This window comes from Streptomyces sp. NPDC055189 (genome assembly GCF_053606765.1).
The window spans coordinates 33,013-58,739 of the sequence record NZ_JBSGSG010000005.1; the positions used below are offsets into that span (position 1 = coordinate 33,013).

The following is a 25,727-nucleotide window of genomic DNA, read 5'->3' on the forward strand; positions in this document are numbered from 1 at the left end:
CAAGGGATTCCGATGTCACCCGAGCCTCAGCAGTCCGGTTCAACCGACGAGTTCGCGCCGACCCACGCGCTGATCGAGCGCCAGGCCGCCGCCACCCCTGACGCGATCGCGGTGGTCGAGGGCGCCACACACCTCACGTACGGCCGACTCGACCGCGCGGCGAACCGCCTCGCCCACCACCTCATCGGCATCGGCGTCCGCCCCGAGGAGCCCGTCGGCGTCTGTGTGCGGCGCGGCGCCGATCTCCTGGTGGCGCTGCTCGGGGTGTGGAAGGCGGGGGCCGCCTATGTGCCGCTCGACGCGGCGCATCCGCGCGGGCGCACCGAATGGATCCTGGGCGACACCGGCGCACGCACCGTCGTCGTCGACAGCGCGTCGGCCGCCGCCGTGACCGGAGCCGCGGCCGACGGCGCCGGGCCGCACGTCGTCGACCTCGACGCCGACCGCGCCCTGCTCGCCGCCCGGCCCGACGGCGCGCCCGCCGTCCCGGCCGACGCCGGGCACATCGCCTACGTCCTGCACACCTCCGGCACCACGGGCCGGCCCAAGGGCGTCCTCGTCCCGCACGAGGGAGTCGCCAACCTCAACCGGTACATGGCCGAACGCCACGGCTTCGGCCCCGGCGACCGGGTGCTGCACAAGACCGCCGTCACCTTCGACGCCGCGGTCTGGGAGCTGTTCGCCCCGCTCGTCGCAGCGGCCACCGTCGTCATGGCGCGCCCCGACGCGGAGAAGGACCCGGCGTCCCTGCTTGCCGAGGCCGCACGCCACGGCGTCACCGTCCTGCAGACCGTGCCCTCCGTACTGCGCCTGCTGGTCGAGGAGCCCGGCCTGCGCGAGTGCTCCGCGCTGCGGCTGCTGTTCTCGGGCGGCGAGCAGCTGCACGCCGAGCTCGCCCAGCGCGTCCTCGCCACGCTGCCCGACGTCGAGATCTGGAACAGCTACGGCCCCACCGAGTGCTCCGTCAACGCCACCGAGCACCCCTTCGACCCGGCGCTGCGCTCCGGCCCGGTGGCCATCGGCCGACCCGTCCGACGTACCCGTGTCCTCGTCCTCAACCGCGACGGCGAACCGGTGCCGCCGGGCGTCGTCGGTGAACTGCACATCGGCGGTGCCGGCCTTGCCCGCGGCTACCTCGGCCGCCCGGACCTCACCGCCGAGCGCTTCGTCCCCGACCCCTACGGCGCCGCGGGCAGCCGCCTCTACCGCACCGGCGACCTCGTGCGCTGGAGCACCCGGGGCACGCTGGAGTACGTCGATCGGGCCGACCACCAGATCAAGGTCAACGGCGTCCGTCTCGAACCCGCCGAGGTCGAGGCGACCCTCGCCGCCCACCCCCGCGTACTGGCCTCGACGGTCCTCGCCCACACCACCGACGCCACCGCGCGCCTGGTCGCCTACGTACAGACCCGCGACGGCGCCGGACTTCCGCCGTCCGAGCTCCGCGCCCACCTGCGCGCGTCGCTGCCCGACACCCACGTCCCGCACGTCTTCGTCGCCGTCGACGACTTCCCGCTGACCTCCAGCGGCAAGGTCGACCGCCAGACGCTCAAGACCCGGTTCGGGCTCGGCGAAGGCCGGAGCTCAGCCGCCCGGCTCGCGCCGCGCACTTCGGCCGAGCGGCTCGTCGCCACCGTGTGGCAGCAGATCCTCGACACCGACGACGAGCCCGGCGTGCACGACGACTTCTTCCAACTGGGCGGCAGCAGCCTCCAGTTGACGCGCCTCGCCAACCAGCTCCGGGCCGCGACCGGCACCGACATCCCGCTCCGGTCGCTGCTCACCGACACCACCGTCGCGGCACAGGCCGCCCTCATCACCGACCAGGCCACCGACGCCCCGCCGGTCAATCCCGTACCGCGCGACGGCACCCCGCTCGGCCTCTCCTTCGGCCAGCGCCGCCTGTGGTTCATGGACCGGATGAACCCCGGCAGCCCCGAATGGGTCACCGGCCTCTGGCTGCGGCTGCCCGCGGGCGCCACCGACACCGTCGTACGCGACGCGCTCGCCGCCCTGGCCGCCCGCCACGAGACGCTGCGCACGACCTTCGCCTCCGTCGACGGCGAACCGGTCAGCCACATCCACGAGCACGGGAGCATCGCGCTGCGCTCGGTGCGCGTCGAACGCTCCGACCTGGACGGCGTCCTGAAGGAGGAGTTCGGCACCGGCTTCGACCTGGAACGCGGCCCCCTCGCCAAGGCCGCCCTCATCGACATCGCGGGCCGGGGCGCCGTCCTCGTCCTCACCGTCCACCACATCGCGTCCGACGGCTGGTCCGCCGGTGTCATGGAGCGCGAACTCGCCGCGCTCATCGAGGCGGCCGTCTCCGGCGAGGACTGCGAGCTGCCCGCCCTTGACGTGCAGTACGCCGACTACGCGGCCTGGGAGCGGGCACGGCTCACCGAAGACGCCGTCGAGCGGGAGATCGACCACTGGCGGAGCGTCCTGGACGGCAGCGTCCCGGTCACCGTGCCCGCCGACCGCCCCCGCCCCGCGGTGCGGGACGCGCACGGCGACTCGGTGACCTTCACCGTGCCCGCCCACATCGCCGAACGCGTCACGGGCCTGGGCCGCGAGCAGGGCGCCACCGCGTTCATGACCCTGCTCACCGCGTACGCGACGCTGCTCGCCCGGCACAGCGGAACCTGGGACGTGCCGATCGGCACCCCCGTCGCGGGCCGCAACCGCCCCGAGACCGAAGGCATCGTCGGCTTCTTCCTCAACAGCCTCGTCGTGCGCTGCGCGCTCGACGCCGACCTGACCTTCCCGGAGGCGCTGCGCCGCGTCCGTGAGGTCGCCCGGGAGGCCTTCGCGCACCAGGAGCTGCCGTTCGAGCGGCTCGTGGAGGCGATCGAGCCGGAGCGGGACATGTCCCGCACGCCGCTCTACCAGGTGGCGTTCGACCTGCACGACGCCTCGTTCGCCGGCCAGTCGGGAACCGCCGGCGGCGCGGATGACGGCGGGCTCGACGACCTGGAGGCGGTGCAGGACGTCCTGCACGTCGCCAAGACCGACCTGACCCTCTACCTGCGGCGCGAATCCGACGGCTCGTACATCGGCAGCCTGGAGTACGCGACCGCCCTCTACGACGAGTCGACCGTGAGCCGCCTCGCGTCCGGTTTCGTACGGCTCCTGGAGACGCTTGCCGTGAGCCCGCGGACCACCCTCGGCGGCGCGGAGATCCTCGGCCGCCGGGAGCGGCGCACGCTGCTCGCCGAGCACACCTTCGGCCGCGGGATTCCGTTCGTCCCCTCGGTGTTGGGGATGTTCGAGGCGCAGGTGGGGCGGACGCCGGGTGCGGTGGCGGTGGCTTCGGTGGTGGGTTCGGTGTCGTTCGCGGAGTTGGATGCGGCGGCGAATCGTGTGGCGCGGTTGTTGTCGGGTGTGGGTGTGGTGCCGGGTTCGGTGGTGGGTGTGCTGCTGGACCGGTCGGTGGATCTGGTGTCGGTGTTGTTGGGGGTGTGGAAGGCGGGGGGTGCGTATGTGCCGTTGGATCCGTCGTATCCGGGTGAGCGGGTCGGGGGGATGCTGGCCGATGCGGGTGCGTCGGTGGTGGTCACGCAGGCTGCCGCGGCTGCCCGTTTCGGTGGTGGTGTCTTCGACGGCCCCGTGATCGTCCTGGAAGAGCAGGCCGACGCACTGGCCCAGCTTCCCGCGGCCTCCCTCGGACTCAAGGCGGACCCGGAATCGGACGCCTACATCATCTTCACCTCGGGCTCGACGGGCCGCCCCAAGGGCGTGATGGTCCCGCACCGGGGCCTTGCCAACCACGTCGCCTGGGCCGTGGAGGACCTCGCGCCCCACGGCACCGGCGGAGCCCCGCTGTTCTCCTCCGTCGCCTTCGACCTGGTGGTGCCCAACCTCTGGGGTCCGCTGTGCTCCGGCCAGACCGTGACGGTCATCGGCCAGGACGTCGGCCTTGAGGACCTCGGGAAGTCACTCGCCGCCGCGGGGCCGTTCAGCTTCATCAAGCTGACCCCGGCCCACCTGGAGGTCCTCACACATCAGCTGGGGGAGGAGCAGGCCCGCTCCCTCGCCGGTGTGCTTGTGGTCGCGGGCGAAGCTCTCCCCGGCCGGCTCGCCTCGCAGTGGGTGGAGTGGCTGGGTGCGGGGCGGGTGATCAATGAGTACGGGCCGACGGAGGCGTCGGTGGGTTCGACGGTTCATCCGGTGGATGGTCCGGTGGTGGGTGATGTGGTGCCGATCGGGCGTGCGTTGCCGAACATGGCGACGTATGTGCTGGATGCGGGGATGCAGGTGGTGCCGCTTGGTGCGGTGGGGGAGTTGTATGTGGGGGGCCGTGGGGTGGCCCGGGGGTATGCGGGGCGTCCTGATCTGACGGCGGAGCGGTTTGTGCCGGATCCGTTCGGCGGGTCGGGGGGCCGGTTGTACCGGTCGGGTGACTTGGTGCGGATGCGTGGGGACGGGGCGATCGAGTTCCTGGGGCGGATGGATGACCAGGTCAAGATCCGTGGGTATCGGGTGGAGCTGGGGGAGATCGAGGCCCGGCTTGTGGAGCATCCGCTGGTGCGGGACGCGGTCGCGGTGGTGCGTGAGGACGGTCCGGGCGGTAAGTCGCTGGTCGCCTATGTGGTGGCCGCCGAGGGTGCTGAGGTGCCGTCGGGGGAGGAGCTGGCGGAGTTCTGCGGGGTGCGGCTTCCGGAGTACATGGTCCCGCAGGCGATCCTCGCCCTGGACGCGATTCCGCTGACCGCCAACGGCAAGACCGACAAGCGCGCACTCCCCGCACCGGACACGGCCGTGAGCGAGGAGAAGACGGCTCCGAGCACCATGGCGGAAGAGGAGATCGCCGGTATTTGGGCGGACCTCATGGGCAGCGCGCCCGGCATCCACGACAACTTCTTCCAGAGCGGCGGCAATTCGATCCTGGCGATCCGGCTGATCGCCGAGCTGCAGAACGCCTTCGGGATCGACCTGCCCGTCCGCGCCATCTTCGAAGGCCCGACCGTCGCCAGGCTCGGCGAAGCGGTCGAGGCATGCATACGTGACGAAATCGATCGGATGACGGACTCCGAGGTTCTCGCGGAGTCGCAGCGTCTTGGGGGGAACGAGGCATGAGCAGCAGCATCGAGCAGGGCCCGCAGAGAGAGCAGGGCCCGCAGAGCGAGCAGGGCCAGGAGAGAACGGCACCGCGACCGGCGGGCGCCGACGCACTGCGCGACGAGCTGATGCGCCGCCGCCTCGCCGCACGCCGGGCCGGCGCGGCCACGGCAGGACGCCGCACCGCCATCCCCCGTGCCGACCGCGGCGCACCCCTGCCGCTGTCGTACGGACAGCAGCAGATGTGGTTCCTCAACCGCCTCGACCCGGAGAGCTCCGAGTACCTGGTACCGCTCGCCCTGCGGCTGCGCGGACCGCTCGACGCGGCAGCGCTGCGCGGCGCGCTCGGCTCCGTCGTCGCCAGGCACGAGATCCTGCGTACCCGTTACGTGCTCGACGGCACCGCTCCCGTGCAGGTCGTCGACGCCGCACCGGCCGAGTTCACGCTCGAAAGCACCGATCTCGCGGCTGCCGGTGCCGGTGCCGATGCCGATGCCGAAGGCGGCACCGTCGGCGGACGCGAGAAGCAGGCGCTCGAAGCCGTGCGCGAAGAGGCCGGGCGCCCCTTCGACCTGGAGCAGGAGTGGCCGCTGCGGGCCCGTCTGATCCGGCTCGGCGCCGACGATCACGTCCTCGTCGTCGTCTTCCACCACATCGCCGTCGACGCCTGGTCGAGCAGCCTGTTCTGCCAGGAGCTGAGCGAGCTCTACCTCGCGCGCGTCGAGCAGCGTGACGCCAGGCTGCCCTCGGTCGAGATCCAGTACGCCGACTATGCCGCCTGGCAGCGCGAGCACCTCTCCGGCGAACGCCTGGAGAAGGAACTCGCCTACTGGCGGGGCCATCTGGACGGCGCCCTGCCCGTTGACCTGCCCACCGACCTGCCCCGCCCCGCCGCCCGCAGCGCGCACGGCGCGGAGGTCGAGGTGCCCTTCCCCGCAGGCCTCGCCGAGCAGGTGCGGGAGCTGGCGGCGCGGCACGAGACCACGCCGTTCGTGGTGCTGCTCACCGCCTTCCAGGCACTCGTCGCCCGCTACACCGGGCAGCAGGACGTCTCGGTCGGCACGGTCGTCTCGGGCCGTTCCCGCCCCGAGCTGCAGCAGATGATCGGCTACGGCATCAACAACCTCGTCATGCGCGCGAGCTGGAACGGCGAGCGCAGCTTCGACGAGCTGGTCTCCGCGTCCCGCGAGACCGTCCTCCAGGCCTACGACCACCAGGCCGTACCGTTCGCCCAGCTGGTCGACGAGCTGGAGCCGGAGCGGGACATGTCCCGCACCCCGCTCTACCAGGTCGCCTTCACCATGCACGAGGCGCGCGACGAGGCGCCGCGCCTCTTCGGGCTCGACAGCGAGCCGTTCGGCGCGTCGAGCGGCGTCGCCAAGTGCGACCTGGAGCTCCAGGTCGTGGAGTCCGGCGACGGCAGCTTCTACGCCCGCATCGTCTACGCCACGGCCCTCTTCGAGCGGCCGACGGCCGAACGCCTCGCCGGCCACTGCGTACGACTCCTTCAGGGCATGGCCGCCGACCCGGCCGCTCCGACGTCCCGCATCGGCATCCTCGACGGCGCCGAACTCGCCGTCGCAGCGGCGGCGCCGGTCACCCGGGGTTCGGTGGAGCGGTGTGTGCATGAGGTGTTCGAGGCGCAGGTGGCCGCGACTCCGGATGCCGTGGCGGTTGTCTTCGAGGGGCAGTCGCTGACGTATGCGCAGGTGAACGAGCGGGCGAATCGCCTTGCGCACCATCTGCGGGCGCGGGGAGCCGGTCCGGAGGCGTTCGTCGGGCTGTGCCTGGAGCGCGGTCTCGAACTGATTCCGGCTCTGCTGGGGGTGCTCAAGTCCGGTGCCGCCTATGTGCCGTTGGACCCGGTCAACCCCGTGGAGCGCCTCGGCTATGTGACGTCGCATTCCGGACTCTCGGTGGTCGTGACGGACATGGCTTCGGTGGGTGTGGTGCGCGAGTTCCACGCCGGTGACGTGGTGGAACTGGACGGCGCGGACGCCGACCGTGTCGCCGCGTGCGAGGCGACGAATCTCGGTGTCCCGATGACTCCGGACAATGCGATCTATGTGATCTATACGTCGGGTTCGACGGGGCGCCCGAAGGGTGTGTGCCTGTCGCACGCGAATGTGGCGCGGTTGTTGGACGTGGCGCAGGAGCACTATGCGTTCGACGAGTCGGACGCGTGGTCGTTGTTCCACTCGTACGCCTTCGATGTGTCGGTGTTCGAGATGTGGGGTGCGCTGCTGAACGGTGGCCGCCTGGTGGTCGTGCCGCGGTCCGTCACCCGCTCTCCCGAGGACTTCCTGGACCTGCTGGTGCGGGACGGGGTGACCGTTCTGTCGCAGACGCCCTCCGCGTTCCGCTCGATCGTCGCGGCGGCAGCCGACGGCGACCCGCGGGTCGGTGAACTGGCTTTGCGTGCGGTGGTGTTCGCGGGCGAGAAGCTGGAGATTCCCGAGCTGAAGCCGTGGGTGGCGCGCAAGAGTCTGGATGATGTCGCGCTGGTCAATATGTACGGCATCACCGAGACCACCGTGCACACCACCTACTACCGGCTGGTGGACGGCGACCTGGCGACGGACGCCGGGAACGCCATCGGTCACCCGCTGAGCGACCTCACCATCCATCTCCTCGACGCCTACGGCAACTTGGTGCCGGTCGGTGTTCCCGGTGAGATTCATGTCGGTGGTCCGGGTGTGGCGCGCGGGTATCTGAACCGGCCCGACCTGACCGCCGAGCGTTTCGTGCCGGATCCGTTCGGTCCCGCGGGTTCGCGTCTTTATCGCAGTGGTGACCTGGCCCGTCGTCGCGCCGATGGTTCGCTGGACTTCCTCGGTCGTATCGACGATCAGGTCAAGATCCGCGGTTACCGCATCGAGCTGGGCGAGATCGAGGCCGTGCTGACCGCGCAGCCCGTTCTGCGCGATGGCGTCGTGATCGTCCGCGAGGACACCCCGGGCGACAAGCGCCTGGTCGCCTACTGCGTGCCGCAGCCGGAGACCGACCTCGACCCGGCCGCGCTCCGTGCCGAGCTGGGCCGCGATCTGCCGGACTACATGGTGCCGTCGGCCTTCGTCGTCCTGGACAAGCTGCCGCTGACCCCCAACGGCAAGCTCGACAAGCGTGCCCTGCCCGCCCCTGACCAGGAGGCCTTCGCGCAGGGCGCGTATGTCGCCCCGCGCACTCCCGTCGAGGAGCGCATGGCCGCTGTCTGGGCGCAGGTACTCGGCCTGGAGCGGGTCGGCGTCGAGGACAGCTTCTTCGACCTCGGCGGCGACTCCATCCGCGCCGTGGCACTCGTCGGCGCCCTGCGCACCGAGGGCTTCAAGGCCGCCGTCCGTGACGTCTTCGAGGCGAGGACCGTCGCTGCGCTCGCCGAGCTTGTGGGCGCCGACGACGCGCAGGACGGAACCGACCTGGCCTTCACCGGCGTCGAGCCCTTCGCGTTGATCTCCGAAGAGGACCGCGCCGCGCTGCCGGCCGACGCCGTCGACGCGTACCCGCTGTCGCGTGTGCAGACCGGCATGGTCGTCGAGATGCTCTCCGACACCAGCAGGAACCACTACCACAACGTCTCGACGTACCGGATCCGAGACGACAAGCCCTTCTCGCCCGAGGCCTTCGCCGAGGCGGGCCGCGTCGTCGTGAGCCGGCACGAGGTCCTGCGTACGTCGATAGCCCTCGACACGTACTCGGTGCCGATGCAGGTGGTGCACGCCGCCGCCGAGCCGGATATGAGCGTCGCCCACCTGCCGGGCCTCACGCGCGAGGAACAGCACGAAGTCCTTCGGAAGTTCACCGTCGCCGAGCGCGCCCACGTCTTCGACTTCGCCTCGCCGCCGCTCATGCGCTACTCCGCGCACGCCGCCGACGACGGCTGGTGGATCTCCGTCACCGAATGCCATCCGATCATGGAGGGCTGGAGCTACCACTCCCTCCTGATGGAGCTGCTCGACTGCTACATGCGGCTGCGTGACGGCCTTGAGCCCGAGCCGTTCGAGGCTCCTGCCGTGCGGTACGCGGACTTCGTCGCCGGTGAGCTGGAGTCCCTGGCCGACGAGGACGACCGGGCGTACTGGCGCGGGATCGTGGCCGACCACACCAAGTTCACCTTCCCGGCGGGCTGGAACGACAGCCCGGACGTACCGCGCAGGACCGAGCAGATCGGTATCTCCTGGACTCATCTGGAGGACAGGCTCCGCGGACTCGCCAAGGCGGCCGACGCCTCGCTGAAGAGCGTCATGGTCGCGGCCCACATGAAGGTGATGAGCCTTCTGACGGACGAGCGGGAATTCCACACGGGTCTCGTCTGCGACGCGCGTCCCGAGGCGCTGGGCGCCGACCGGGTGTACGGCATGTACCTCAACACCGTGCCCTTCCCGGTCGAGCGGACCGCCCGCACCTGGCGAGAGCTGGTGCGCCACACCTTCGACCGCGAGGTCGAGCTGTGGTCGCACCGCCGCTTCCCGCTCCCGGAGATCCAGCGCGAGGCCGGCAGCAGCGGGCGTCTCCTGGACGCCTTCTTCAACTACCAGGACTTCCGGCAGGTCGACCACTCGCTCGTCGACCCGCTCGGCGGCATCGACGACAGCCCCACCGAGCTCCCGCTGACGGTCTCGGCGCGCGGCGGCCACATCATCCTGACCATCGGCGTGCCCGCCCTCAGCCTTGCCCACGGCGAGCGCATCCTCGACCTGTACCGCCAGGTGCTCGACGCGATGGCCGCCGATTACGACGGCGACGCCCGCGCGACGTTCCTGCCGGAAGGCGAGGCGGAGCTGCTGCACGCAGCGGCGGCGCCGGTCACCCGGGGTTCGGTGGAGCGGTGTGTGCATGAGGTGTTCGAGGCGCAGGTGGCCGCGACTCCGGATGCGGTGGCGATTGTCCTGGGGGACGAGTCGTTGACGTATGCGCAGGTGGATGAGCGGGCGAATCGGCTTGCGCATTATCTGCGGGCGCGGGGTGCGGGTCCGGAGGCGTTCGTGGGGCTGTGCCTGGGGCGCGGGCTCGATCTGATTCCGGCTCTGCTGGGTGTGCTGAAGTCCGGTGCGGCGTATGTGCCGTTGGATCCGGTCAACCCGGTGGAGCGGCTGGGGTACATCGCGGAGCATTCGGGTCTGTCGGTCGTGGTGACGGACATGGCTTCGGTGGGTGTGGTGCGCGAGTTCCACGCCGGTGACGTGGTGGAGCTGGACGGCGCGGACGCCGAAGCCATCGCCGCGTGCGAGGCGACGAGCCCGGCCGTCGCCATGACTCCGGACAACGCGATCTATGTGATCTATACGTCGGGTTCGACGGGGCGCCCGAAGGGTGTGTGCCTGTCGCACGCGAATGTGGCGCGGTTGTTGGACGTGGCGCAGGAGCACTACGCCTTCGACGAGTCGGACGCGTGGTCGTTGTTCCACTCGTACGCCTTCGACGTGTCGGTGTTCGAGATGTGGGGTGCGCTGCTCAACGGCGGCCGTCTGGTGGTCGTGCCGCGGTCCGTCACCCGCTCTCCCGAGGACTTCCTGGACCTGCTCGTACGGGACGAAGTGACCGTTCTGTCGCAGACGCCTTCCGCGTTCCGTTCGATCGTCGCGGCGGCAGCCGACGGCGACCCGCGAATCAATGAACTGGCGTTGCGGGCGGTGGTGTTCGCGGGCGAGAAGCTGGAGATTCCCGAGCTGAAGCCGTGGGTGGCGCGCAAGAGCCTGGATGATGTCGCGCTGGTCAATATGTACGGCATCACCGAGACCACCGTGCACACCACCTACTACCGGCTGGTCGAGGAGGACTTCGCTCCCGGCGCGGGCAATGCCATCGGCCACCCCTTGAGCGACCTCACCGTGCAGCTTCTGGACGCGCACGGGAACCTCGTCCCCGTCGGTGTTCCCGGTGAGATTCATGTCGGTGGTCCGGGTGTGGCGCGCGGGTATCTGAACCGGCCCGACCTGACCGCCGAGCGTTTCGTGCCGGATCCGTTCGGTCCCGCGGGTTCGCGTCTTTATCGCAGTGGTGACCTGGCCCGTCGTCGCGCCGATGGTTCGCTGGACTTCCTCGGTCGTATCGACGATCAGGTCAAGATCCGCGGCTATCGCATCGAGCTCGGTGAGATCGAGACCGTGCTGACCGCGCAGCCCGTTCTGCGCGATGGCGTAGTGATCGTCCGCGAGGACACCCCGGGCGACAAGCGCCTGGTCGCCTACTGCGTGCCGGCCCTTGACTCCGATCTGGAACTCGCTTCTCTGCGTACGGCATTGGGCCGCGATCTGCCGGACTACATGGTGCCGTCGGCCTTCGTCGTCCTGGACAAGCTGCCGCTGACCCCCAACGGCAAGCTCGACAAGCGTGCCCTGCCCGCCCCTGACCAGGAGGCCTTCGCGCAGGGCGCGTACGTCGCCCCGCGCACTCCCGTCGAGGAGCGCATGGCCGCTGTCTGGGCGCAGGTACTCGGCCTGGAGCGGGTCGGCGTCGAGGACAGCTTCTTCGACCTCGGCGGCGACTCCATCCGCGCCGTGGCACTCGTCGGCGCCCTGCGCGCGGCAGGTTTCGAGGTCAGCATCCAGCAGGTCTTCGAGGCCCGCACCATCGCCGCGCTCGGAGGCGACCTCGATGAAGCCCCGGGCTCCGGTGCGTCATCGGCCCGGGTCGTCGGTGTCGAGCCCTTCGCGCTGATCTCCGACGAGGACAGGGCCAAGGTCCCGGCCACGGTCGTCGACGCCTATCCGTTGTCGCAGGTGCAGACCGGCATGGTCGCCGAGATGCTCGTCGACGCGGACCGCAACACCTACCACGGTGCCGTCTCGCACCGCGTCCGTGACGACAAGCCGTTCTCCGCCGACGCGCTGCGTGCCGCCGCCGCCGTGGTCTGCGCGCGACAGGACGTACTGCGTACATCCTTCGACTTCTCCACGTACTCGGTTCCGCTCCAACTCGTCCACGCACAGGACGAGATCGAGATCCCCGTGCACGTACTCGACCTGCGCGACCTCGACGAGACGGCCCGGCACGAGCGGCAGCTGGCCTTCTTCCTCGACGAGCGCTCCTCGGTCTTCGACCTGGAGCGCGGGCCGCTGCTGCGGATCGCGGCCCACCTGGAGGACCGGGCGGGCTGGCGGCTCTCCGTCACCCAGCACCACGCCATCACCGAGGGCTGGAGCTACCACTCGCTGATGATGGACGTCATCGCCTGCTACCGGCGCATCCGCGACGGCCTGGCGCCGGAACCCTTCGAGGCGGCGGCCGTCCGGTACGCGGACTTCGTGGCCGGAGAGATCGAGTCCCTGGCTGACGAGCGCGACCGTGCGTACTGGCGCGGCATCGTCGACGACCACGTGCCCGTGTCCCTGCCGGACAGCTGGGCCGACGGAGAGCAGGGCGACCCGGAGGAGTACGGCCTCGCCATCCCCTTCGACGGTGACGTCACCGAGCGCCTTCGCGTCCTCGCCTCGGACTCCGGCACCTCCGTGAAGAGCGTGCTGCTCGCCGCCCACGCGAAGGTGATGAGCCTGCTCACCGACGAGGAGCGCTTCCACACGGGCCTCGTCTGCGACGCGCGTCCCGAGGCGCTCGGCGCGGACCGGGTGTACGGCATGTACCTCAACACCGTGCCCTTCCCGGTCGAGCGGACCGCCCGCACCTGGCGCGAGCTGGTGCGCCGCACCTTCGACCGCGAGGTCGAGCTGTGGTCGCACCGCCGTTATCCGATGCCGCAGATGCAGCGCGAGGCGGGACGCGGCGGGCAGCGGCTCGTCGACGTGCTGTTCAACTTCCAGAACTTCCACGTCCTCGACGAGGAGTCCGTCGACACCGATGCCGGCTTCGGCAACGGCGTCACCGAGTTCGCCCTGAGCGTCGGGGCCCACCCGGGCGGCTTCTCGCTGCAGTCGAGCACGGCCAGGCTGCGCCGGACCGACGCCGAGCGGATCGCCTCCCTCTACCGGCAGGTCGTCGCCGCGATGGCCGCCGACTTCGACGGTGACGCGGACGCCGCCTTCCTGCCGGACGGCGAACGGGAGCTGGTACTCGACGCCGGACGGGGGCAGGCCGTGCCGCTCGGCGCGCAGACCCTGCACGAGCTGGTCGAGGCGCAGGTGCGCCGCGGCCCGGACGCGCCCGCGGTGGTCTTCGAGGGTGCCTCACTGACGTACGCGGAGGTCAACGAGCGGGCGAACCGGCTCGCGCACCACCTGCGCGACCTCGGCGTCGGCCCCTCCACGATGGTGGCCGTCTGCCTGGAGCGGTCCGTCGAACTGGTCGTCGCCGTGCTCGCCGTGGCCAAGGCGGGCGGCGCGTTCGTGCCGCTCGACCCGGACTATCCGCGTGCGCGCCTGGAGCTGATGCTCGACGACGTGCTGCCCCCGGTCCTGCTGACCGACGCGCGGCTCGCCGAGGGTCTCCCGTACGCCGGCGGGGCCACCGTCCTCATGGACGACGCGACGGCCTGGGCGCACGCGTCCGCCGCCGACCCGCAGCCGCTCGCCACCGCCGACGACGCCGCGTTCGTGGTGTTCACCTCGGGCTCCACCGGCCGCCCCAAGGGTGTCGTCAACACGCACCGCGGCCCGGTCAACCGCCTGGAGTGGACGCAGCGCGTCTTCTTCCGGCTCGGCGCCGACGACGCGCTGCTGCAGAAGGCGCCCGCCGGCTTCGACGTCTACGTCGCCGAGGTCTTCGGCGCGCTCATGTCCGGGGCCCGGCTCGTCGTGGCCCGGCCGGGCGGACACCGCGACCCCGCTTACCTGCGCGCTCTCATCGCGGAACAGCGGGTCACCATGTTCCACTTCGTGCCGTCGATGCTGGCCCTGCTGCTCGTCGACGGCGGGCTCGCGGACTGCCCCTCGGTGCGGATCGTCACCTGCGGTGGCGAGGCCCTGCCGAAGGCACTCGCCGAGGAGGTCCTGACCACTCTGCCCGGCGTCGAGCTGTTCAATCAGTACGGGCCGAGCGAGGCCGCCATCGACACCGCGCACTGGCGCGTCAGCGGCCGCCTCCCCGACGGGCTGCGGCAGATACCGATCGGCGGCCCCGTACAGAACGTCGGCCTCTACGTCCTCGACGCCGGCCTGCGTCCGCAGCCGGCGGGCGTGCCGGGCGAGCTGTACATCGGCGGCACCGCCGTCGCGACCGGCTACGTGCGACGGCCCGCCCTGACCGCCGAGCGCTTCGTGCCCGACCCGTTCGGCACCCCGGGCTCGCGCCTCTACCGCACCGGCGACCGAGCGCGCTGGAACGCCGCCAGTGAGCTCGAATACCTCGGCCGCGTCGACGACCAGGTCAAGATCCGGGGCGTGCGCATCGAGCCCGGCGAGATCGAGGCCGTGCTCACCGCGCACCCGGCGGTGCGCGACGCCGCCGTCCTCGTCCGCGAGGACACCCCTGGCGACAAGCGACTCGTGGCCTACGTCGTGCCCGCCGACGACACACGTACAGACGACACCTCCGCCGGCATCACGCTCGCCGACACGGCCGCGCTCCGTGCGGACCTCGCGCGGGACCTTCCCGCCCACCTGGTGCCGGCCGCCTTCGTCACTCTGGAGCGAATACCCCTGAACCCGAACGGCAAGACCGACAAGCGCGCCCTGCCCGCCCCGGACCAGGACTCCTTCGCACTGACGCAGGGCACGTACGTCGCCCCGCGCACCCCCGCCGAACAGCTCGTCGCCGACGTGTGGAGCCGGGTGCTCGGCGTGGAGCGGACCGGCGCCACGGACAGCTTCTTCGACCTCGGCGGCGACTCCATCCGCGCCGTCGCCCTCGTCGGCGCCCTGCGTGCCGCCGGATTCGGCACCTCCATCCAGGAGGTCTTCGAACTGCGCACCGTCGAGGCGCTGTGCGCAGCCGCTGACGGCCGCGGCCCCGCGACGGTCGCCGTCAAGGCCGTCGCGCCGTTCGCGCTCATCGACGCCGACGACCGCGCCAAGCTGCCGGCCGACGCCGTCGACGCCTACCCGCTCTCGCAGGGACAGACCGGCATGGTCGCCGAACTGATCGCGGGCGGCACCGGGGAGAACCCCGGCGCGAACAGCTATCACACCGTCTCCGTCATCCGCGTGCGCGACGAGCAGCCGTTCACCGCCGACGCCCTGGAGCGCGCCGCCGCTCTCGTCGCCGAGCGCCACGACATGCTCAGGACGTCCATCCACCTCAACGGCTACAGCGAGCCCCTCCAGCTGGTGCACGCCGCCGCCCGCATCCCCGTCGCCGTGACCCGGCTGAGCGGCGACAAGGCGGCCGACGAGAACACCCTGCGGGCCTTCGTCGCCGAAGAGCGCGCGCACCTCCTCGACCTGGAGGCGGCCCCGCTGCTGCGCCTCTCCGCCCACACCGCGGACGACGGCGGCTGGTGGCTCTCCTTCGCGAGCCCGCACGTCATCCTCGACGGCTGGAGCCACAACTCCCTGGTCATGGAGCTGCTCGGCGCCTACATGCGGCTGCGTGACGGCCTTGAGCCCGAGCCGTTCGAGGCTCCTGCCGTGCGGTACGCGGACTTCGTCGCCGGTGAGCTGGAGTCCCTGGACGACGAGGACGACCGCGCCTACTGGCGGGGCGTCGTCGACGGCCACGCCCGCTTCCAGCTGCCCGCCGACTGGGCGGACCAGACCCGGCCGGCGGAGGCCTACAGCGCGGAGGTGACGTACGGCGATCTCACCGAGGGCCTGCGTGCCGCCGCCGCGGCGGCCGACGTACCGCTCAAGAGCGTCCTGCTCGCCGCGCACGTGAAGGTGATGAGCAGCCTCACCGTCGAGTCGGAGTTCCACACCGGTCTCGTCTGCCACGCCCGCCCCGAGGCGGAGGGCGCGGACCGTCTGATCGGCATGCAGCTCAACACGCTGCCCTTCGCGTCCGACCGCTCGGCGGGCACCTGGCGCGAGCTGGCCCAGCAGGTCTTCGGACGCGAACTGGAGCTGTGGTCGCACCGCCGCTTCCCGCTCCCGGAGATCCAGCGCGAGGCGGGCGGCGGGCGCCTCGTCGACGTCCTTTTCAACTACGTCGACTTCCGCCAGGTCGACGAGGACCTCGTCGACACGGGCCTGGCCGTCAACGACGCGCCGAAGGAACTCGGCCTCTCCGTCGACGCCACCCCGGTCCGGATGAGCCTGAGCAGCAACACCCGTGCCGTCGGACGTGCCGACGCAGAGCGTCTGGCGGCCATGTACCGCCTGGTCCTCGAGGCCATCGCGGAGAACGTGGACGGCGACGCCCGCGCCGCGTACCTCCCCGGCGGCGAGCGCGAACGCCTCCTCGGCGAGGCATCGGGCGGCACACCCGCCGTCCCGGTGGAGCGGTGTGTGCATGAGGTGTTCGAGGCGCAGGTGGCCGCGACTCCGGATGCGGTGGCGATTGTCCTGGGGGACGAGTCGTTGACGTATGCGCAGGTGGATGAGCGGGCGAATCGGCTTGCGCATTATCTGCGGGCGCGGGGTGCGGGTCCGGAGGCGTTCGTGGGGCTGTGCCTGGAGCGCGGGCTCGATCTGATTCCGGCTCTGCTGGGTGTGCTGAAGTCCGGTGCGGCGTATGTGCCGTTGGACCCGGTCAACCCGGTGGAGCGGCTGGGGTACATCGCGGAGCATTCGGGTCTGTCGGTCGTGGTGACGGACATGGCTTCGGTGGGTGTGGTGCGCGAGTTCCATGCCGGTGACGTGGTGGAGCTGGACGGCGCGGACGCCGGAGCCATCGCCGCGTGCGAGGCGACGAGCCCGGCCGTCGCCATGACGCCGGACAATGCGATCTATGTGATCTATACGTCGGGTTCGACGGGGCGCCCGAAGGGTGTGTGCCTGTCGCACGCGAACGTGGCGCGGTTGTTGGACGTGGCGCAGGAGCACTATGCCTTCGACGAGTCGGACGCGTGGTCGCTCTTCCACTCGTACGCCTTCGACGTGTCGGTGTTCGAGATGTGGGGTGCGCTGCTGAACGGTGGCCGCCTGGTGGTCGTGCCGCGGTCCGTCACCCGTTCCCCGGAGGACTTCCTGGACCTGCTGGTGCGGGACGAAGTCACCGTCCTGTCGCAGACGCCCTCCGCGTTCCGCTCGATCGTCGCGGCGGCAGCCGACGGCGACCCGCGCATCAAGCAGCTCTCGCTGCGGGCGGTCATCTTCGCCGGCGAGAAGCTGGACGTCCCGGAGCTCAAGCCGTGGGTGGCGCGCATGGGACTCGGGCGCACCGCGCTCGTGAACATGTACGGCATCACCGAGACCACCGTGCACACCACCTACCACCGCCTGGTGAAGCGGGATCTGGAGCCGGACGCGGGCAACCCGATCGGCCGCCCGCTGAGCGACCTGTCGGTCCATCTCCTCGACCCCTACGGCAACTTGGTGCCGGTCGGTGTCCCCGGTGAGATCCACGTGGGTGGTCCGGGTGTGGCGCGCGGTTATCTGAACCGGCCCGACCTGACCGCCGAGCGTTTCGTGCCGGACCCCTTCGGTCCCGCGGGGTCGCGTCTCTACCGCAGTGGTGACCTGGCCCGTCGTCGCGCCGATGGTTCGCTGGAGTTCCTCGGCCGGATCGACGATCAGGTCAAGATCCGCGGCTACCGCATCGAGCTCGGTGAGATCGACACGGTCCTCGCCGCCCAGAGCGGTGTACGCGACGGAGTCGTGGTCGTCCGTGAGGACACCCCCGGCGACAAGCGCCTGGTCGCCTACTGCGTGCCCACCCCCGGAGCCGACCTCGATCCGGCCGCGCTGCGGACCGGGCTCGGGCTCGGACTGCCGGACTACATGGTGCCGTCGGCCTTCGTCGTCCTGGACGCGCTGCCGCTGACGCCCAACGGGAAGCTCGACAAGCGTGCCCTGCCCGCCCCGGAGCAGGAGGCCTTCGCACAGGGTGCGTACGTCGCCCCGCGCACTCCCGTCGAGGAGCGCATGGCCGCGGTCTGGGCGCAGGTGCTCGGTCTGGAGCGGGTCGGCGTCGAGGACAGCTTCTTCGACATCGGCGGTGACTCCATCCGTGCCGTGGCCCTCGTCGGCGCCCTGCGCACGGCCGGACTGCACACGGTCATCCAGGAGATCTTCGCCGCCCGCACCGTCGCCGGACTGTGCAGGGTGCTCGCCGAACGGGACGCCGACGGCACGGTGCCGCAGGAGGCCGCGCCGGTGGAGCCGTTCGCGCTCGTCCCCGCGGCCGACCGCGCCCTGCTCCCCGCGGCCGGCGTCACCGACGCCTACCCGCTCTCCCAGGCGCAGACCGGGATGGTCGTCGAGATGATGACCGGCGCGGGCGGTGAAGGGCCTGCCCGCTACCACAACGTCTCCTCGCTGCGGCTGCGCGGCGAAGCCCTCGACCTGGCCGCGCTGCACCGCGCCGTGGACGCCGTCACCGAACGGCACGAGATCCTTCGTACGTCCGTCGACCTCGACACGTACTCCGTGCCCATGCAGCTCGTGCACGCGGACGCCGAGGTGCCCATGGGCACGACGTACCTCAGCGGGATCGACGCGGCACAACAGGAGCGGCTGATCGGCGAGTTCGTCGCCGCCGAAGGGGTCGCCGCCTTCGCGCTCGACCGGGCGCCGCTGCTGCGACTGCACGTCCACGACTGCGGCGCCGACGAGGGCTGGCAGTTCACCGTCACCCAGGCGCACGTCATCCTCGACGGCTGGAGCTACCACCAGCTCCTGAACGAACTCGTCGACCTCTACCGCAGGTTCCGTGACGGCACCGAGCCCGCACGGCGGCCCGAGGCCCCGGCGGTGCGGTTCGCCGACCACATCGCGGGCGAGATCACCGCGCTCGCGTCGGCGGATGACCGTTCGTACTGGAGCGGGATCACCGCCTCGTACGGCAAGTTCACCCTCCCGGAGAGCTGGGCCGAGCCGGCGGACACCCCGCGCGAGACGCAGGTCATCCCGGTCAGGTTCGCCGACCTCGACGAGCGCCTGCGGGCCTTCGCCGCGGCGTCGGGCATCTCCGTGAAGAGCGTGCTGCACGCCGCCCACCTGCGGGTCATGAGCCTGATCGCGGAGAACGAGGCGTTCTGCACCGGCATCACCTGCCACACGCGGCCGGAGGCGGACGGCGCGGACCGCGTGCACGGCATGTATCTGAACATCCTGCCGTTCGCCACGGACCGCTCCGCCGCGCGCACCTGGCGCGAGCTCGCCCGGCAGACGTTCGACCGCGAGGTCGAGCTGTGGCCGCACCGGCGCTTCCCGATGCCGGTGATCCAGCGTGAGCTGACCGACGAGCAGCGGCTCATCGAAGTCCACTTCAGCTACCAGGACTTCGGGCGCCCGGAGGAGACCCCGGTCGACGCGGACGCCAGCCTCGGGTCCAGTTCCAACGAGTTCTCGCTGATGGTGATCGCGGGCCCCGGCCGTCTCGACGTCCACACGCACACGCACGCCGTCGGCCGCCGGCACGCCGAACTGCTCGGCGCGATGTACCGCGCGGCACTCGAAGCGATGGCCGCGGAGCCGGACGCCGTGATGGACGAGACGTCGCTGCTGCCGACGGCCGACCACGACCGGCTCACCGGCACGCTCGCCGCGGGCCCCGGACTCGACTCCCCCTCATCGGTGTTGGGGATGTTCGAGGCGCAGGTGGGGCGGACGCCGGGTGCGGTGGCGGTGGCTTCGGTGGTGGGTTCGGTGTCGTTCGCGGAGTTGGATGCGGCGGCGAATCGTGTGGCGCGGTTGTTGTCGGGTGTGGGTGTGGTGCCGGGTTCGGTGGTGGGTGTGCTGCTGGACCGGTCGGTGGATCTGGTGTCGGTGTTGTTGGGGGTGTGGAAGGCGGGGGGTGCGTATGTGCCGTTGGATCCGTCGTATCCGGGTGAGCGGGTCGGTGGGATGCTGGCCGATGCGGGTGCGTCGGTGGTGGTCACGCAGGCTGCCGCGGCTGCCCGTTTCGGTGGTGGTGTCTTCGACGGCCCCGTGATCGTCCTGGAGGAACAGGAGGCGGCGCTCGAAGAGCTGTCCCCGGAATCCCTCGGTCTGGTGCCGGATGCCGAAGAAGCCGCGTACGTCATCTTCACCTCGGGTTCGACCGGTCGCCCCAAGGGCGTGATGGTCCCGCACCGGGGTCTGGCCAACCACGTGGCCTGGGCCGTGGCCGAACTGGCCGTGCAGGGGACGGGCGGCGCGCCGCTGTTCTCCTCCGTGGCCTTCGACTTGGTGGTGCCCAACCTCTGGGGTCCGCTGTGCTCCGGCCAGACCGTGACGGTCATCGGCCAGGACGTCGGCCTTGAGGACCTCGGGAAGTCACTCGCCGCCGCGGGGCCGTTCAGCTTCATCAAGCTGACGCCCGCCCACCTGGAGGTCCTCACGCACCAGCTGCGTGCCGAGGACGCGAGGGAGCTGGCGGGTGTGCTTGTGGTCGCCGGTGAGGCACTGCCGGCGCGCCTCGCGGAACGCTGGGTGGAGTGGCTGGGTGCGGGGCGGGTGATCAATGAGTACGGGCCGACGGAGGCGTCGGTGGGTTCGACGATTCATCCGGTGGATGGTCCGGTGGTCGGTGATGTGGTGCCGATCGGGCGTGCGTTGCCGAACATGGCGACGTATGTGCTGGATGCGGGCATGCAGGTGGTGCCGCTTGGTGCGGTGGGGGAGTTGTATGTGGGGGGCCGTGGGGTGGCCCGGGGGTATGCGGGGCGTCCTGATCTGACGGCGGAGCGGTTTGTGCCGGATCCGTTCGGCGGGTCGGGGGGCCGGTTGTACCGGTCGGGTGACTTGGTGCGGATGCGTGGGGACGGGGCGATCGAGTTCCTGGGGCGCATGGATGACCAGGTCAAGATCCGTGGGTATCGGGTGGAGCTGGGGGAGATCGAGGCCCGGCTTGTGGAGCATCCGCTGGTGCGCGATGCGGTCGCGGTGGTGCGTGAGGACGGTCCGGGCGGTAAGTCGCTGGTCGCCTATGTGGTGGCCGCCGAGGGTGCTGAGGTGCCGTCGGGGGAGGAGCTGGCGGAGTTCTGCGGGGTGCGGCTTCCGGAGTACATGGTCCCGCAGGCGATCCTCGCCCTGGACGCGATTCCGCTGACCGCCAACGGCAAGACCGACAAGCGCGCACTCCCCGCACCCGATCTCGAAGGCGCCGTCGGGGCACGGGAGTTCATCGCTCCCGAAACGCCCACCGAGCAGCGGCTCGCGGCCATCTGGTCCGAGGCGCTCGAACTGGAGCGGATCGGGGCCGGGGACAACTTCTTCGACCTCGGCGGTCACTCCATCCTGATCATCAAGGTGGTGTCCGAGGCCAGGAAGGCCGGCCTGGCGCTCTCCCTCTACATGCTCTACCAGCACACGACGCTGCGGGATCTCGCGGCGGACGTCGACGCGGCGACGGCGGCGGAGACGCCTGCCGTGGCGGTGGCCCCGACGGCTCCGGCCGTCTCGTCCTTCTTCGACGGCATCGACATGACCCTCGTACCCGGCGCGAGCGTCGCGGTGATCGAGGGGGGTGAGCTGGTCGCCGTGGAGACGTACGGCGTGCTCGCGTCGGGCGGTGACGCCCCGGTCACGCAGGACACCGTCTTCCAGGTCGGCTCGGTCAGCAAGCACCTCACCGCGCTGGCCGCACTGCGGCTCGCGGACAACGGGGTGCTCGACCTGGACCAGGACATCAACGCCTACCTCAAGGGCTGGCAGGTGCCCGGTGTCGACGGACGCCCCGCGCCCCGCATCACCGCGCGGCAGCTGCTCGGTCACCTCTCCGGGCTGCTGCCCACGGTGAGCAAGGGCTTCGTGCCCGGCCTGCCTGTTCCGTCACTGGAGGACGTGCTGCACGGCAGGGCACCGTCGGACACCCCGGCGGTCCGCCCCGACCTGACGCCCGGCGAGGTCTTCCGCAAGGCCAACGTTCACTACTCGGTGCTTCAGCAGGTCATGACGGACGTCACCGGCAAGACCTTCCCCGCGCTGATGCGGGAGCTGGTCCTCGACCCGCTGCACCTCACCGGCAGCAGCTTCGACCAGTCCTTCCCCGAGCGGGGCGGACATCCCGTGGCCCTCGGGCACGACGCCGACGGGGTGACGGTCGAGGGCGGCCGGCGGGTGCGGCCCGACATGGCGGCGGCCGGACTGTGGTCCACCGCGGCCGACCTCGCCAAGGTCGCCCTGGAGGTACGGCGCTCCTGGCTCGGCAGGCCACAGGCACTCATCGGCAAGGACGCGGCACAGCAGCTGCTCACCCCGCACGGGGGGACCTTCTACGGCCTGGGCACGGTCGTCGACACGACGGGCGCCGAGCTCCAGTTCGGGCACGGCGGCGAACCGACCGGCTACCAGGCGCTGATGATGACCCGGGCCCGCAGCGGTGACGGCGTGGTCGTGCTGACCAACGGCGACGGCGGCAAGGATGTCGTCAAGGCCGTCGCCGACTCCGTGGGGAGCGCGCGCCGATGAGCGTCACGGAGGAATCAGCGGTCGGCGGCGACTCCCCGGCTCCCGAAGAGGAGTTGCCGCCGCTGCGCAAGAACAGGGACTTCCTGATGCTGTGGCTCGGCGCCGGTGCCGCGCTGCTCGGCGTGCGGGTGGCGACCGTCGCGTATCCGCTGCTCGCCGTCTGGCACGGCGGGTCCACCGTCGGCGCGGGTCTGGTCGGATTCGCCGCACTGCTGCCGCAGTTGCTGGTGCAGCTGCCCGCCGGCGTCCTGGTGGACCGCTGCGACCGCCGCCTCGTGATGATCGTCTGCGATGTGCTGAGCCTGCTCGCGATGGGCAGTGTCGCCGTGGCCCTGGTGCTCGGCCACTTCTCGGTCGCGCACCTCATGGTGGCCGCGTTCGTCGAGGGCGCGGCGGCCATCGTCTACCGGCTGTGCGAGCGCGCCGCCGTACGCAATGTCGTGCACGAGAAGCATCTGCCCGCCGCGCTCTCGCAGAACGAGGCGCGGGCCCAGACGGCGACGCTGCTCGGCCAGCCCGCGGGCAGCGTGCTCTACACGGGCGCCAAGTGGCTGCCGTTCGCGTTCAGCGCGGTGGCCCACCTGACGGCCCTGGTGACGCTGCTCTTCATCAAGAAGGAGTTCCAGAAGGAGCGCACCAAGAGCTCACGCGATCTGCGGGCCGAGCTGGTCGAGGGCATCGTCTGGGTGTGGCGCCAGCGCTTCGTCCGGGCCGCCTCACTGATCATCGCGGGCAGCAACGTCCTTTTCCAGGTGCTCAGCCTGGCCATCGTCGTCGTCATCAAGGAGGACGGCGGGTCACCGGCCGCCATCGGCATCATCGGGGCGGTGGCCGGGGTCGGCGGCATCTGCGGGGCGCTCACCGGCTCGTGGTGGATGCGGCACGTCAAACCGCACGCGATCATGATCGGCTCGATCACGGCGTGGGCGGTGTTCATGACGGCGATGGCGTTCACCGCCCAGCCCGTCCTGCTCGGCGCCCTCTACGCCGGACTGAGCTACGCGGCGGCCCTCCTGAACGTGGCGGGCGGCGTCTACCAGGTGCGGATCACGCCCGACCACATGCAGGGCCGCGCCACCAGTGTCGGCGCGCTGCTCGCGTCCGGAGCCAACTCGGCAGGGGCGATGGCGGGCGGGTTCCTGCTCGCCTCCTGGACGACCACGAGCACGCTCCTGGCCGTCGGAGTCGCCATGGCCGTGATGGCCGTCGCCGCGGCCGTGAGCCCCGCGGTGCGCAGCGTGCGGGACATCGATCTCGCCGGCTGAGCACCGGATATGCGGCTGAGCTCCGAAGCAGTGGCTGAGTACTGAAGAAATATAGGTCCGCCCCGAAAACTGGGACGGACGAGGTTGCCCAATCTCTCGGGGAGAAGAGAAAAATGACGGAAAATCTGGACTGGGTACCGCTGGAGATCACGTCCGAGGACACGGGAACGCCCGCGACGGCCGAAGGCCTCATGGACCACCTCCGCGGCCTCGACGACCTCGGCGCACTGCTGGCCCGCGAGAAGGCCCTCGTCTTCCGCGGCTTCAAGGTCGACCCCGATGAACTCGACGGCGTCATGGACCTGTTGCTGCCGAACAGGCTCGCGTACGTGCACGGAAACTCCCCGCGCACCAAGGTCGGCAAGAACGTCTACACCTCGACGGAATACCCGCAGGAATTCACCATCTCGATGCACAACGAGATGAGTTACGCCTATCAGTGGCCGGCGCGGCTCCTCTTCTTCTGCCACACCCAGCCGGGCGGCGGCGGCGCGACCCCCGTCGTCGACGGCGTGCGCTGGCTGACCTCCCTGGAACCGGAGGTCCGCGAGGCATTCAAGGGAGGCGTCCGCTACACCCAGAACCTGCACGGCGGCCGCGGTCTGGGCAAGAGCTGGCAGGACACCTTCGAGACGGAGGACCGCGCCGAGGTCGAGGAGTTCCTCGGTGCCACCGCCGCCGAGTGGGAGTGGCGGCCCGACGGCAGCATCCGCATCCACCAGGTGCGGCCCGCCACCGTGCGGCACCCGGTGACGGGTGTCGAGGTGTGGTTCAACCAGGCCGACCAGTGGCACCCGGCAGGACTCGGCGACGACACCGCCGCCGCGCTCGCGCAGATCATGCCCGCCGACGAGCTGCCGCAGAACGTGACCTTCGCCGACGGCACCCAGATCCCCGCCGACTACGTGACGCAGATCCGTGACCGGGGCCTTGAGCACGCGGTGAACGTCGACTGGCGCACCGGCGACCTGCTGCTGATCGACAACGTGCTGGTGGGCCACGGCCGCCGCCCCTTCACCGGCGACCGCCGCGTCCTGGTCGCCATGTGCGACTGAGGGCGGCCGCCGGATGAGCACCGACCGATCCAAGTGGTTCCGGGTCTTCACGCCCCGGCCCGACGCCTCCCTGCGCCTCGTGTGCTTCCCGCACGCGGGCGGCGCGGCGAGCAGCTTCCGTTCCTGGGCCGAGCTCCTCCCGTCCTGGATCGAACTGGTCGCCGTGCAGTACCCGGGGCGCCAGGACCGCTTCATGGAGCCGCACGTCGAGGACATCGCGACCCTCGCCGACCAGATCGCCTTCACCGCGGGGCACCGGCTCGCCGGCCCCGTCGCCTTCTTCGGGCACAGCCTCGGCGCGACCGTCGCCTACGAGACGGCGCTGCGCGTCGAACGCCAGCCGGAGGGCCCGCGGCTCACGCACCTCTTCGCGTCGGCGCGCCGCGCCCCCGCCCTGTGCGGCGGACGGCTCTCGGTCCAGCACGACGACGAGGCGCTGATGGCGTACGTAAGGGCGCTCGGCGGATCGGGCGCCGGGGTCCTGGAGGACGCCGAACTGCGGGAACTCGCGCTGCCCACGCTGCGGGCCGACTTCAAGCTCGTGGAGGAGTACCGGCACGTCGCGGGGGCCAGAGTCGCCTGCCCGGTCACCGCCGTCGTCGGCGACCGCGACACGACGTTCACGCTCGACGACGCCGCCGCGTGGCGGGACCACACGCAGAGCGCGTTCGCGGCTCACACGCTGCCCGGCGGCCACTTCTATCTGGAGGAGACGGCCCCGCAGCTCGTCGAGCTTCTGGCGCACACATTGAATTCCACGAGAAAGGCAGTGGCATGACCAATCCGTTCGAGGACCAGGACGGCACGTACCGCGTCCTGGTGAACTCCGAGGGCCAGCACTCGCTGTGGCCCTCCCATGTGGCGGTGCCCAACGGCTGGGACATCGCACTCGACAAGTCGGGGCGCCAGGAATGCCTCGACTTCGTGGAGAAGAACTGGACCGACATGCGTCCGGAAAGCCTCCGCCGGGTCATGGCGGGCGCCACTCAGTCCTGAGGCTGCTGAGCAGCTCCCGCTGGAATTTC

Annotated in this window: 6 protein-coding genes; all 6 read left to right on the forward strand. The window is 70.9% G+C overall.

All coding sequences use genetic code 11. The features are described from left to right. The first annotated feature begins 12 nt into the window (after window positions 1–12). Window positions 13–5,079, forward strand: a complete 5,067-nt coding sequence (locus tag ACWFR3_RS05535) for an amino acid adenylation domain-containing protein (RefSeq protein ID WP_453733252.1) — start codon at window positions 13–15, stop codon at window positions 5,077–5,079. Next, on the forward strand, window positions 5,076–22,382 hold the full coding sequence (locus ACWFR3_RS05540; RefSeq protein WP_453733253.1) for an amino acid adenylation domain-containing protein: 17,307 nt from the start codon (window positions 5,076–5,078) through the stop codon (window positions 22,380–22,382). The genes ACWFR3_RS05535 and ACWFR3_RS05540 overlap by 4 nt, the downstream gene beginning before the upstream one ends. Continuing rightward, window positions 22,379–23,647 (forward strand): MFS transporter, encoded by a 1,269-nt coding sequence (locus ACWFR3_RS05545; protein WP_453733254.1) that lies wholly within the window; start codon window positions 22,379–22,381, stop codon window positions 23,645–23,647. Before ACWFR3_RS05540 ends, ACWFR3_RS05545 begins: the two co-directional genes overlap by 4 nt. A 113-nt stretch (window positions 23,648–23,760) precedes the next feature. Further along, window positions 23,761–24,702, forward strand: coding sequence for a TauD/TfdA family dioxygenase (locus ACWFR3_RS05550; protein ID WP_453733255.1), 942 nt, complete (start codon window positions 23,761–23,763; stop codon window positions 24,700–24,702). Window positions 24,703–24,715: 13 nt separating this feature from the next. Continuing rightward, entirely contained in the window at window positions 24,716–25,480 is a 765-nt protein-coding gene (locus ACWFR3_RS05555; RefSeq protein WP_453733256.1) for a thioesterase II family protein, read from the forward strand. Beyond that, a complete protein-coding gene (locus ACWFR3_RS05560; protein WP_453733257.1) occupies window positions 25,477–25,698 on the forward strand; it encodes an MbtH family protein in 222 nt (73 codons plus the stop codon). Before ACWFR3_RS05555 ends, ACWFR3_RS05560 begins: the two co-directional genes overlap by 4 nt. Window positions 25,699–25,727: the final 29 nt, after the last annotated feature.